The organism is Micromonospora sp. URMC 106 (genome assembly GCF_051386395.1).
GTDB lineage: Bacteria > Actinomycetota > Actinomycetes > Mycobacteriales > Micromonosporaceae > Micromonospora.
The window spans coordinates 1-12145 of record NZ_JBPQTP010000009.1 but is presented as its reverse complement, the minus strand read 5'-3'; the positions used below and the strand labels follow the sequence as shown (position 1 = coordinate 12145).

Genomic DNA, 12145 nt, shown 5'->3' with positions numbered 1-12145 from the left:
CCCAGAGCCGACATCGGCGCGGGAGGTTCTCGCGCGCTGGGACGGCTACCCAAGCGTGGGGCCAACATCGGTGCAACAGGTGCGGCCCCGTCCGTCCGATGCGCCTGCCAGCCCCAGCGACCGCCCGGACGCGGGTCAGCCGCGTTGGGCGAGGGCGTCGACCAGGCGGCGCGCGGAGCCGGCCAGGTTCCACGTGTCGGCGAGCTCCAGCAGCCGGTCGGGGTCGGCCGGGGCGGCCGGCAGCGCGGTGGGCAGCTCGGGCAGCGGCACGTCGAGGGCGACCCGCACCACCTTCGGCGCGACGGCCAGGTAGTCCCGGGCGGCGGCGAGCTTGGTGCGCAGCCCGGGGGCGAAACCGGAATCCGGCTCGTCCAGGGCGGCCAGGATGCCCGCGATGTCGCCGTAGCGCTCCACGAGCCGGGCGGCCGTCTTCTCGCCCACGCCCGGCACCCCGGGCAGCCCGTCGCTCGGGTCCCCGCGCAGGGCGGCGAAGTCGGCGTAGCGGGCCGCCGGCACGCCGTAGCGGGACCGCACGGCGGCGTCGTCGCAGTCGTCCAGCTTGGCCACGCCCCGCCCGACGTAGAGCAGCCGCACCGGGCGGGCGTCGTCGACGAGCTGGAACAGGTCCCGGTCGCCGGAGACCACCTCGACCGGCGCCGGCTGGGTCACCGACAGCGTGCCGAGCACGTCGTCGGCCTCGTAGCCGGCCGCGCCGACGTGGGTGATCCCGACGGCGTCGAGCACGTCCAGGATCAGCGGCACCTGCGGGCTGAGCGTGTCGGGCACCACCTCGCCCCCCTCGGGGGCCAGCCGGTGCGCCTTGTACGACGGCAGCAGCGCCACCCGCCACTCGGGCCGCCAGTCGTGGTCCATGGCGCAGACCATCCGGTCGGGCCGGCGGGTGCGGATCAGGGTCGCCAGCATGTCGAGGAAGCCGCGCACCGCGTTGACGGGGCTGCCGTCGGCGGCCCGGGCGGCGGACTCGGGGATGCCGAAGAAGGCCCGGAAGTAGAGGCTGGGCGCGTCGATGAGCATGATCGGGGGTTCCTGTGCCACGCCCGACAGCCTGGCACACCGCACCGACGATCGGGGGGCGCGGCGCGGCGGGCCGGCGCGGTCAGGGGCGCTCGTCGCCGGAGTAGAGCGTCTCGCGGCGGGCCAGGTACTGCACGGCGTAGCTCGCCACCAGCAGCGCGATCGCGACCGCCACCTCGATCCAGGCCGCCGTGCCGTCGGCGATCGTCAGGCCGACGACCAGCAGCGCCAGGCCGGCCACCGCGAGGATCCCCGACCAGAGCAGCCGGCGGCGGCGCACCGCGGCGCGGTCGTGGTCGGTGGGTGCCACGGCTGTCGTCCTCTCCTCGGGTGAGGCGCTCGCAGGTCCAGGCTATCGGCGCGGACGGTCGGTCGGGCCGGAACAGTGCTGCGACCGCGCCGGGGCGGGGCGCAGACTGGCCGGTGTGACGTTCCTTCCCGGTCTGACGCTCGGCCGACGGTTCCACGACGAGGTGCTCGCGCCGATCCTGCGCCGGCGCTTTCCCGGCCTGCGATACGCGGCCGGCCTGCTCGACGGCGGCTCGGAGCTGCTCGGGCTGGACACCGCACGCTCCACCGACCACGACTGGGGGCCGCGCGGACAGCTCTTCGTGGCGGCCGCCGACGCGTGGCGGATCCCGCGGCTGCACGCGGCGCTGGAGGCCGACCTGCCGGCCGACTTCCTCGGCTGGCCGACCCGCTTCGCCGGTCACGGCCGCCTCGGCGTGCTCGACCCGGCGGGGACCCGGCACGGGGTGAAGGTCGACGAGCTGGGCGGCTGGTGGCGCGACCGGCTCGGCTTCGATCCGGCCGCCGGGGTGGGCGCGGCGGACTGGCTGGCCACCCCGACCCAGCGGCTGGCCGAGGTGACCGGCGGCGAGGTCTTCCACGACGGCCTCGACGGCGCGCTCACCGGGGCGCGGGCCGCGCTGCGGTGGTACCCGGACGACGTGTGGCGGCACGTGCTCGCCGCCGGGTGGAGCCGCGTCGCCCAGGCGGAACACCTGCCCGGCCGCTGCGCCGAGGTCGGCGACGACCTCGGCAGCCGGGTGGTCACCGCCGGGCTGGCCCGGGACGTGATGCGGCTCGGCCTGCTGCTGCGCCGCCGCTGGCCGCCGTACGACAAGTGGCTGGGCACGGTGTTCGCCCGGCTGCCGGACGCGGCGCCGGTGACGGCGGCCCTGTCCGACGCGCTGGGCCCCGGCGACTGGCCGCGGCGGGAGGACGGGCTGGTCCGGGCGTTGGAGACGGTCGCCGCCTGGACCGACGACACCGGCCTGGCGGCCCCGGTGCGCGCCCGTCCGCGTCCCTTCCACCGGCGGCCGTTCCTGGTCCTGGACGCGGGCCGGGTCGCCGCCGCGCTGCGCGCCGCCATCACCGATCCGGCCCTGCGCGCACGTGCGCCGCTCGGCGCGGTCGACCAGTACGTCGACTGCGTCGACCTGCTGACCCACGCCGACCGGGCCCGGCGGCTGGCCGCCGCGTCGCCCGTCGTGGCGGACGGGCCGGACTGAGCGCGGGATCGGCCGTCAGCGGCCGGCCGGCATCGGGTCCGTCCGGCGGTCACCGGCCTCCCGGTCGTGGTCGGTGAGGTCGCGCAGGCGACGGACGGGGGAGAGCAGCAGCGCCAGGGGCGCGCAGACCGCCGCGCCCGCGAAGACCAGCAGGGTGGCGCGGGTCCCGGCGACGCCGGCGAGGGCGCCGGCGAGCAGGCCGCCGACCGGGATGGCTCCCCAGAAGACGAACCGGACCGTCGCCATCACCCGGGAGAGCAGCTCGGGCGGACTGGCGATCTGCCGGTAGGTCCGGGTGGTCACGCTGAGCACCACGACGCCGGCGGCGAAGACGACGTTGCCGGCCGCGAAGGCGACGTACGCCGGCCAGCCGGTGCCCCACGGGACGAGGAGCGCGCCGCCGACCGACACGACCCCGGCGACGATCAGGGCGCGGGCGGTGCCGAGCCGGGCGGTGATCCGCGACGTCAGTGCCGCGCCCACCAGCGAGCCCACCCCTTCGACGGCGAGCAGCACGCCGACCAGCCCCGCCGGGGCGTGCAGCTCGCGCACCAGGTGCAGCGGGTAGAGCGCCAACTGCGCCCCGCAGACGAAGTTCACCGCCGTCGCGGCCCACATGCCGGGGCCCATGACCGGGTGGTACGCCACGAAGCGCCAGCCCTCGCGGATCATCTCCCCGACGGGCGGCCAGCGGTCCGGCGCGTCGACGCGGCGGGCGGGCAGGGAGCGCAGCAGGGCCGCCGAGGCGAGATAGCTGGCGGCGTCGACGAGCAGGGTCGGCACCGCGCCGAGCGCCTGCACCGCGAGGCCGCCGAGCGGCGGCCCGCTGAGCTGGGTGGCGGCGTGCGTGGCCGAGGTCAGCTGTTGCGCGACTGCAACTGCTCCCGGTCGACGATGCTCGGCAGGAAGGTCGAGTTGGCCACGTCGAACAGCACGGTGGCGAAGCTGAGCACCAGGGCGGTGACCACCAGGTGGGCGACGGTCAACCGGTCGGACCACCAGGCGAGCGGCACGGACGCGACGGCCACCGCGCGGGCCAGGTCGGCGCCCACCTGGGCCCCGCGCAGCGGCAGCCGCTGCGTGAGGACGCCGGCCGGCAGCCCGATCACGAGCCAGGCGACGTAGCTGGACGCCGCGATGAGCCCCATCTCGAAGGCGGTGGCGTCGAGGACCGTCAGCGCGGTCAACGGCAGGGCCACGGCGCCGACCGCCGACCCGACCGAACTGGTCGTGCCGGCGGCCCACCACCGCCAGAACACCCCGGCTGTCCGCCCGACGCCCATGTCGTCCGCCCCCGTCCGCGAGCCGGTGAGTTCCAATTTGAAACGGACTATAGTCGAGGGCGACCGAGCGGGCGGGGGTGGGATGTGCGGCGGGCCGACCTGGCGGACGCGGACTGCGGCATCGCGCAGGCGCTGGGCGTCCTCGGCGACTGGTGGACGTTCCTCATCGTGCGTGAGATCGCCGGCGGGACGACCCGCTTCGACGCGCTGCACCGCGAACTGGGCGTCAGCCGACGGGCGCTGACCGAGCGCCTGGCCGCGCTGGTCGAGCACGGCGTGCTGCGGCGACGGCCCTACTCGGCGCACCCACCCCGCTTCGACTACCTGCTCACCGCCAAGGGCGAGGGCCTGCTGCCGGTGCTCATCGCCCTGCAGGACTGGGGCACCCGGTACGTGATGGGCGACGGCGACCTCACCGCGACCGCCGACGCCGCCTCCGCCGAGGCGCGCCGCGTGCACGACCTGGTCGGCCGGCGGCTGCCCGACGTCGTCCTGCCCGCGCACGACGGCCGACCGGTCGCCACCGCCGACCCGCGGAGCTGCAGCGTGCTCTACCTCTTCCCGGGGGCGTTCGCGCCCGGGACGCGGGCCCTTCCGCCGGGCTGGGCGGAGATCCCCGGCGCGGCCGGCTGCACGCTGGAGTCCACCAGCTACGCCGCCCGGCACGCGGACTTCCGCGCCGCCGGGGCGCGGGTCGTCGGGGTGAGCACCCAGCGGCCGGACCAGCTCGCCGACTTCGTGGCGCACGCCGGGCTGCCCTTTCCGCTGCTGTCCGACGAGGACGGCCGGCTCGCGGCGGGGTTGCAGCTGCCCACCTTCCGGGCCGGCGGCGTCGAGCGGTTCAAGCGGCTGACCCTGCTGGTCGGTCCCGACGCCGTCGTCCGCGCGGTGCAGTTCCCCGTGACCGACCCGGCCGGCTCCGTCGACGAGATGCTCGCCCTCGTCCGGCGCCGGGCCGCCTCGTGAACGCCCGGCGGGGCAGGCCGCCGGAGCGTCGGGCGGGCTGGGTCGTCGCCCGAACGAACGTTAAGCTGACCGGGTGGGATCCGAGGAACTGTACCCGCCGCAGCGGCTGACCGCCGCGCAGCGCGCCACCGCCGCCGCCGGGCTGGACGCGCTGCTGCTCACCCCCGGCTCAGACCTGCGCTACCTGACCGGCTACGACGCGCACGCCGGCGAGCGGCTGACCTGCCTGGTGCTGCCCGCCGAGGGCGAGCCGACGCTGATCGTGCCCGCCCTGGAGCGGCCGGCCGCGGAGGCGTCCCCGGCCCCGGCCACCGGGGTGCGCATCGTCGACCACGCCGACGGCAGCGACCCGTACCCCCTCGTCACCGCCGCCCTCGGCGGGCCGGTGGCGGCGGTCGGGCTCGCCGACCGGATGTGGGCCGAGCAGGTCCTCGCCCTGCGCGCGGCACTGCCCGGCGCGCACCAGCGGCTCGCGTCGGAGGTGCTGCGTGAGCTGCGGATCCGCAAGTCCCCGGCCGAGGTCGCGGCGCTGGCCGAGGCCGGCGCGGCGATCGACGCGGTGCACCGGCGGATGGGGGAGTGGCTGCGGCCCGGCCGCACCGAGGCGGAGGTCGCCACCGACATCGCCGCGGCGATCCGCGCCGCCGGCCACGTCACCGTGGACTTCGTGATCGTCGCGGCCGGCCCGAACGGCGCCAGCCCGCACCACGGCACCTCCGACCGGCCGATCGGCGCGGGCGAGCCGGTGGTGGTGGACATCGGCGGCACGATGCCCTCGGGCTACCGCTCCGACTGCACCCGCACCTACGTCGCCGGCGGCGAGCCGCCGGCCGAGTTCGTGGACTACTACGCGGTGCTGCACGCCGCCCAGCGCGCGGCGGTGGCCGCGGTCCGCCCCGGCGTGACCGCCGAGGCCGTCGACGCCGCCGCCCGGGAGCCGATCTCCGCCGCCGGCCACGGCGCGGCGTTCCTGCACCGCACCGGCCACGGCATCGGCCTGGACGGCCACGAGGAGCCGTACGTGGTGGCCGGCAACGCCCGCCCGCTGGAGGCGGGGATGGCGTTCTCCGTCGAACCGGGCATCTACCTGGCGGGCCGACACGGCGCCCGCATCGAGGACATCGTCGTCTGCACCACCGACGGCGTGCAACGGCTCAACACCACCCCCACGGAGCTCATCGCGCTATGACTGTCGACCGGATCCTCCCCACCGACGAGGCCCACGACCTGCTCGACCTCGCCACCGAACTCGCCGACCGGGAGCTCGCCGGACGGGCCGCCGGGTTCGAGGAGCGCGCCGAGTTCCCCCGTGAGGTGCTGCGCACCCTCGGCCGCGCCGGCCTGCTCGGCCTGCCGTACGCCGAGGAGCACGGCGGCGCCGCCCAGCCGTACGAGGTCTACCTCCAGGTGCTGGAGATCCTCGCCAGCCGGTGGCTCGCCGTCGCCGAGGCCGTCAGCGTGCACACCCTGTCCTGCTACCCGCTCGCCCAGTTCGGCACCGACGAGCAGCGCAAGCTGCTGCCCGACATGATCGGCGGGGAGTTGCTGGGGGCGTACTGCCTCTCGGAGCCGCAGGGCGGGTCGGACGCCGCCGCGCTGATCACGAAGGCCGTGCGCGACGGCGACACCTACGTGGTCACCGGCACCAAGGCGTGGATCACCCACGCCCGGGTCGCGGACTTCTACAACATCTTCTGCCGCACCGGCGGGCCCGGCGCGAAGGGCATCTCCTGCCTGCTGGCCGACCGGGGCACGCCCGGCATCGTGCCGCAGGCGGCCGAGCGGACGATGGGCCTGCACGCCTCGCCGGTGGCGCAGATCGCCTTCGACGACGCCCGGGTGCCGGCCGAGCGGCTGATCGGCGGGGAGGGGATGGGCTTCACCATCGCCATGTCCGCCCTGGACTCGGGGCGCCTCGGCATCGCCGCCTGCGCGGTGGGGCTGGCCCAGGCGGCACTGGACTACGCGGTGGGCTACGCCAAGGAGCGGCAGCAGTTCGGCCGGGCGATCATCGACTTCCAGGGGCTGGGCTTCACCCTGGCCGACCTGGCCACCCAGATCTCCGCCGCCCGGGCGCTGATGCTCGCCGCGGCCCGACTGCGCGACGCCGGCCGGCCGTACTCGATCGAGGCGGCGAAGGCGAAGCTGTTCGCCACCGACGTGGCGATGCGGGTCACCACCGACGCGGTGCAGGTGCTCGGCGGCGCCGGCTACGTGACCGACCACCCGGTGGAGCGCTACATGCGCGAGGCCAAGGTGTTGCAGATCGTCGAGGGCACCAACCAGATCCAGCGGCTGGTCATCTCCCGGGCGCTGGCGAAGGGCTGACGGTGGGCGACCGCGCCGGCACGGAGCGTGCGCCGCGTCGTGCCGGCGGAGGGTGCGTCGTCGCAGCCGGGCCGTTTTACCGGTAGGTTGCACGCCGTGGAGGAGATCGACCGTGCCATCGTCGCCGCGCTGACCGCTGACGGTCGGCTGTCGTACACGGACCTGGCGGAGAAGGTGGGCCTGTCGGTGTCCGCCGTGCACCAGCGGGTGCGCCGGCTGGAGCAGCGGGGCGTGATCAAGGGGTACGCCGCCCGGGTCTCCTTCGAGGCCCTGGACCTGCCGCTGACCGCGTTCGTGGCGATCCGGCCGTTCGACCCGTCGCAGCCGGACGACGCGCCGGAGCGGCTGGCCCACCTGCCGGAGATCGATTCGTGCTACTCGGTGGCGGGGGAGGACTTCTACCTGCTGCTGGTGCGGGTGGCCAGCCCGACCGACCTGGAGCGGGTGCTCCAGGAGATCCGGACGGCGGCGAACGTGACCACCCGCACGACGGTGGTGCTGTCGACCCCGTACGAGAACCGGCCGCCGAAGATCAGTGCCGAGCCCCCGGCTCGGGCGCGTTCCCGGGCGGCGGGAGAGCCGGCTGGTTCCACCGCAGGATGACCGGTCGGCCGTGCTCGTGGCCGAGCACGCTGACCGTGGCGGTGTCCAGCCGCAGCAGCCCGCCGGCGGACGGCGGCAGGCCGACCCAGCGGGCGCCGAGCACGCGCAGGCTGTGCGCGTGCCCGACGAGGGCGACGGTGCCGCCGTCGAGCAGGGGGTGGACCCGGGCGAGGACCCGGTCGAGGCGCTCGCCGACCTGGCTGGGGGACTCCCCGCCGGGGCAGCCGTCGGTCCAGAGGTTCCAGCTCGGGTGGTCGTCGTGGATGTCGGCCGTGGTGCGCCCCTCGTAGTCGCCGTAGTGCCACTCGGCCAGGTCGTCGTCGGTCCCGCTGACGTCGAGGCCGGCGAGCTGGGCGGTGTGCAGGGCCCGGACGCGGGGGCTGGTCAGGACGGCGGCGAAGTGCCGACCGGCGAGGAAACGGCCGAGGGCGTGGGCCTGCCGCTCGCCGTCGGGGGTGAGCGGCAGGTCGGTGTACGAGGTGTGCCGGCGGCTGGCGCTCCAGGTGGTCTCGCCGTGCCGGATCAGCAGGATCTCTCCCATTCGCCCAGTCAACCAGACACCCGTCACTCCCGTTCACCTAGTATCCTAGGACGCCCTAGCGGGTGTGAGGCCCGTCGGGCGACGAGAACCGGGTTTCCGGCGAGAGGCGTGGGGGAGGCAGTCAGCGAAGGCCCGCGACTCCCGGGCCGGCGCACGAGCAGAGGAGGCGACATGAGCTTCACCGACAAGGCGAAGAACAAGGTCGAGCAGCTGACCGGCGCGGCCAAGGAGCGCATCGGCGACGTCACGGACAACGAGCGGCTGCGCGGCGAGGGCGCCACGCAGCAGAGCGACGCGCGTGCCCGGCAGGCCGGCGAGCACGCCACGTACGCCGGCCGCGACGTGAAGGACGCCTTCACGAGGTGACCCCGTGGACGGCGGCGGGCCCGGGCTCCTGCCCGGGGCCGCCAGGTGTTCGTGCGGGCCGCCCAAACGCGTCACCCCCGGGGCCGGCGGTCGGCTCCCGGGGGTGACGGGGTAGGGGTGGGTCAGTCGTCCAGTCGGTGGTCGGCCCACCACTTCTGCCCGGTCTCGGGCAGGGTGTCGATCGGGTCGTAGTAGGCGTAGCGCTTGTTGAGCGCCTCGGCGTCGGCGGACTCGATGGAGGTGCGGTAGTTCTTCGTCCAGTAGGAGATGCCGCGCTCGCGGTCGTACTCGGTGAGCATGTGCACCCAGCGCTTGCCGACGAAGGGGACGTCGCAGACGATGCGCGGCGTGGCGTAGCCGGGCAGGTAGCCCATGATGTCGTGCTGGAGCTGCTGGGCGTGCCAGACGGGGACCCGCCAGTGCTCGGCGTTGGGAATCATGTCGCACATGTAGAAGTAGTACGGCAGGATGCCCGCTTCGCCCTGCAGGGCGAAGCAGAGGTCGAGCAGGTCGGGGGCGGTGGCGTTGACGCCGCGCATGAGGACGCCCTGGTTGCGGACGTCGCGCACGCCGACGTCGAGGGCGGTCTGGGCGGCCTTGGCGACCAGCGGGGTCAGCGACTGGGCGTGGTTGACGTGGGTGTGGATGGCGAGGTTGACGCCGCGGCGGGCGGCGGTGCGGGCGACGCGTTCGAGGCCCTCGACGACGTCGGGCTGCAGCCAGTGCTGGGGCAGGCCCATGAGGGCCTTGGTGGCGAGCCGGATGTCGCGGACGGTCTCCAGCTCCAGCAGCCGCATCAGGTACGACTCGAGGTTCTTCCACGGGACGTTGGCCACGTCGCCGCCGGAGACGACGACGTCGCGGACGCCGGGGTGGGCCTTGAGGTAGCTGATGTGGGCGTCGTAGCGGTCGACGGGCTTGAGGGTGAGCTTGAGCTTGTCGACGGCGGGGGTGGAGTTGCCGACGAGGTCCATGCGGGTGCAGTGCCCGCAGTACTGCGGGCAGGTCGAGAGCAGCTCGGCGAGGACCTTGGTCGGGTAGCGGTGGGTGAGGCCCTCGGCGACCCACATGTCGTGTTCGTGCAGCGAGTCGCGGCTGGCGTACGGGTGGGAGGGCCAGTCGGTGCGCCGGTCGGAGGCGACGGGGATCATGTAGCGCCGGATGGGGTCGGCGAGGAACGCCTCGGTGGTCATCGGGGCGAACGGGACCATGGTGTTGAGCATCTGCGGCGGCACCAGCATGGACATGGTGGCCAGGGCCTTCTGGTCGGCCTCGAGGTCGGCGTAGAAGGTGTCGTCGACGAGGTCGCCGAGGACGTTGCGCAGCTGCTTGATGTTCTTGACGCAGTTGACGCGCTGCCACTGGGCGCTCTCCCACTGGTCGCGGGTGATGTGGCGCCAGCCGGGGAAGCGGGTCCAGTCGGGTTCGACGAGGGGCGCGCGGCGGTATTCGTAGGGCTGTCCGGCGGTGGGGACCGCGACCGGCGCGGGGCGGGACGCTGGGATGGTCTCCACCGGTTGTGTCTGGGTCACGGCCCCTCCTCGGGTGGTGCGGTTGTTCAGCGATCCGAAGGCTACTGGAAAATATCCGGCGAAGAAATTAGTCTGCCGGAAGTTTTCCCGCTACGCGAGCCCTGGCCGGGGCTTCGGGCGGCTTGACAGGGGAGGTCGGCGTGACGTCACCGGTGGGTCTGCACCGCGTTGTCGAACCGGCGGGGGTGCTGCCGCAGGCGGCGTGGCGGCTGGACGCGAGCCCGGAGATCGGGGCGAACGAGGTCCGTATCCGGGTGGAGCGGCTGAACCTGGACGCGGCGAGCTTCCGGCAGTTGTGGGAGAAGCACGGCGGCGACGGCGACGCGGTCCGCGCCGAGGTCCTGGAGATCGTGTCGACCCGGGGGAAGATGCAGAACCCGGTGACCGGGTCCGGGGGCATGCTGATCGGCACGGTGGAGGAGGCGGGGCGGCGGTCCCCGCTGGGGCTGAAGCCGGGGGAGCGGGTGGCGACGCTGGTGTCGCTGACGCTGACGCCGCTGACGATCCTCGACGGGCTGGCCCGCTGGGACGGGCGCAGTGAGCAGGTGCCGTGCGACGGGTACGCGATCCTGTTCGCCCGGTCGATCGCGGCGGTGCTGCCGGCGGATCTGGACCCGCAGTTGTCGCTGGCGGTGCTGGACGTGTGCGGCGCGCCGGCGTTGACGGCGCGGGTGGTGTCGCGGCACGTGGCGGACCGGGAGCGCGCGGGTGACCCGTCGCCGGTGCGGGTGGCGGTGATCGGTGGCGCGGGCAAGAGCGGGTCGTTGTCCCTGGCGGCGGCGCGGCGGGCGGGTGCCGCCCGTACGGTCGGGGTGGTGCCGGTGGCGGTGGAGCGGGACGCGCTGACGGCGGCGGGCCTGGCGGACGCGGTGGCGTTGGCCGACGCGCGGGATCCGGTGGCGCTGTCGACGGCGGTGACGACGGCGCTGGGGGCGCCGGCGGACGTGACGGTGGTCTGCGTGGACGTGCCGGGCTGTGAGCACGGGGCGGTGCTGGCGACGGCGGACGGCGGCACGGTGATCTTCTTTTCGATGGCGACGAGTTTCGCGGCGGCGGCGTTGGGCGCGGAGGGCCTGGCGGCGGACGTGACGATGCTGGTCGGCAACGGCTACGTGCCGGGGCACGCGGAGTTGGCGTTGGGGTTGCTGCGCTCGGAGCCGGGGGTCCGGGCGCTGTTCGAGTCGCGGCTGGCGGCAGACTGACTGCCATGACGAACCCCTCGACTCTGTACCGCGGTGGAGTGCTGCACTGTCCGGCCGATCCGACGGCGACGGCCCTGCTGGTGCGTGACGGCAGGATCGCCTGGCTGGGGGCGGACGCGGACGCGCCGCCCGCCGACCGGGTGGTGGACCTGGACGGGGCGTTGGTGACGCCGGCGTTCGTGGACGCGCACGTGCACGCGACGGACACGGGGTTGGCGTTGTCGGGGCTGGACCTGTCGGCGGTGCGGTCGGCGGGGGAGCTGCTGGACGCGGTGGCGGCGTTCGCGGCGGGGTTGGCGTCGGACGCGGTGGTGCTGGGGCACGGCTGGGACGAGTCGGGTTGGCCGGTGGCGCAGTTGCCGGACGCGGCGGCGTTGGACCGGGCGGCCGGGGGCCGGCGGGTGTACCTGTCGCAGGCGTCGATCCATTCGGCGCTGGTGTCGGCGGCGTTGCTGGCGGCGTGTCCGCAGGTGGTGTCGGCGGCGGGCTACGACCCGTCGGGTTGGTTGCGGCGCGACGCGCACCACGTGGTGCGGGCGGCGGCGTTCGGGTCGGTGACGCGGGCGCAGCGGGTGGCGGCGCAGCGGGCGGCGTTGGCGCGCGCGGCGTCGCTGGGTATCGCGGCGGTGCACGAGTGCGGTGGCCCGGAGATCTCCGACGAGGAGGACTTCACCGGTCTGCTGGCGTTGTCGGGTGACGGCGTGGCGGAGGTGTACGGGTACTGGGGTGAGCTGCTGGGGGCGGCGCGGGCCCGGGAGTTGGGTGCGGTCGGGGC

At 74.9% G+C, this 12145-nt stretch carries 12 protein-coding genes and 1 pseudogene; 8 read left to right on the top strand and 5 right to left on the bottom strand.

What is annotated here, in order from left to right; all coding sequences use genetic code 11:
* Window positions 1-135 precede the first annotated feature (135 nt).
* Window positions 136-1035 carry a 5'-3' exonuclease gene (locus ACSNOB_RS04680; protein WP_436685401.1) on the bottom strand — a complete coding sequence of 300 codons (900 nt, stop codon included), beginning with the start codon at window positions 1033-1035 and terminating at the stop codon, window positions 136-138.
* 82 nt (window positions 1036-1117) lie between these two features.
* Window positions 1118-1345, bottom strand: coding sequence for a hypothetical protein (locus tag ACSNOB_RS04675; RefSeq protein WP_436685320.1), 228 nt, complete (start codon window positions 1343-1345; stop codon window positions 1118-1120).
* A 115-nt stretch (window positions 1346-1460) separates the two neighbouring features.
* Here ACSNOB_RS04675 and ACSNOB_RS04670 point away from each other — a divergent pair, with 115 nt between their 5' ends.
* Complete coding sequence (locus ACSNOB_RS04670; protein ID WP_436685319.1) at window positions 1461-2549, top strand: DUF4037 domain-containing protein; 1089 nt, start codon at window positions 1461-1463, stop codon at window positions 2547-2549.
* 15 nt (window positions 2550-2564) lie between these two features.
* Here the strand turns inward: ACSNOB_RS04670 and ACSNOB_RS04665 are convergent.
* A pseudogene (locus ACSNOB_RS04665) lies at window positions 2565-3832 on the bottom strand (MFS transporter).
* Between the two features lie 84 nt (window positions 3833-3916).
* Here ACSNOB_RS04665 and ACSNOB_RS04660 point away from each other — a divergent pair.
* The 4 genes from ACSNOB_RS04660 to ACSNOB_RS04645 all read left to right on the top strand — a co-directional run bounded on the left by ACSNOB_RS04660 (window position 3917) and on the right by ACSNOB_RS04645 (window position 7729).
* Window positions 3917-4798, top strand: coding sequence for a winged helix-turn-helix transcriptional regulator (locus tag ACSNOB_RS04660; RefSeq protein ID WP_436685318.1), 882 nt, complete (start codon window positions 3917-3919; stop codon window positions 4796-4798).
* Window positions 4799-4871: 73 nt separating this feature from the next.
* Window positions 4872-5987 carry a M24 family metallopeptidase gene (locus ACSNOB_RS04655; protein ID WP_436685317.1) on the top strand — a complete coding sequence of 372 codons (1116 nt, stop codon included), beginning with the start codon at window positions 4872-4874 and terminating at the stop codon, window positions 5985-5987.
* A complete protein-coding gene (locus tag ACSNOB_RS04650; RefSeq protein WP_436685316.1) occupies window positions 5984-7126 on the top strand; it encodes an acyl-CoA dehydrogenase family protein in 1143 nt (380 codons plus the stop codon). The genes ACSNOB_RS04655 and ACSNOB_RS04650 overlap by 4 nt, the downstream gene beginning before the upstream one ends.
* A gap of 96 nt (window positions 7127-7222) precedes the next feature.
* Window positions 7223-7729, top strand: coding sequence for an Lrp/AsnC family transcriptional regulator (locus ACSNOB_RS04645; RefSeq protein WP_393107679.1), 507 nt, complete (start codon window positions 7223-7225; stop codon window positions 7727-7729).
* On the opposite strand, the gene ACSNOB_RS04640 is transcribed toward ACSNOB_RS04645, so the two are convergent.
* Complete coding sequence (locus ACSNOB_RS04640) at window positions 7659-8270, bottom strand: histidine phosphatase family protein (RefSeq protein ID WP_436685315.1); 612 nt, start codon at window positions 8268-8270, stop codon at window positions 7659-7661. The two genes, ACSNOB_RS04645 and ACSNOB_RS04640, sit on opposite strands and share 71 nt — an antisense overlap.
* A gap of 171 nt (window positions 8271-8441) precedes the next feature.
* On the opposite strand from ACSNOB_RS04640, the gene ACSNOB_RS04635 reads away from it, so the two are divergent.
* Window positions 8442-8636: a CsbD family protein gene (locus ACSNOB_RS04635; protein ID WP_436685314.1), complete on the top strand. Its 195-nt coding sequence runs from the start codon at window positions 8442-8444 to the stop codon at window positions 8634-8636.
* 122 nt (window positions 8637-8758) lie between these two features.
* On the opposite strand, the gene ACSNOB_RS04630 is transcribed toward ACSNOB_RS04635, so the two are convergent.
* Entirely contained in the window at window positions 8759-10168 is a 1410-nt protein-coding gene (locus ACSNOB_RS04630) for a KamA family radical SAM protein (RefSeq protein ID WP_393107681.1), read from the bottom strand.
* A gap of 152 nt (window positions 10169-10320) precedes the next feature.
* Here ACSNOB_RS04630 and ACSNOB_RS04625 point away from each other — a divergent pair, with 152 nt between their 5' ends.
* Window positions 10321-11370, top strand: coding sequence for a zinc-binding alcohol dehydrogenase (locus ACSNOB_RS04625; RefSeq protein WP_436685400.1), 1050 nt, complete (start codon window positions 10321-10323; stop codon window positions 11368-11370).
* 5 nt (window positions 11371-11375) lie between these two features.
* Window positions 11376-12145, top strand: a 770-nt coding sequence (locus ACSNOB_RS04620) for an amidohydrolase family protein (RefSeq protein ID WP_436685313.1), incomplete at its 3' end; no start/stop codon positions are given.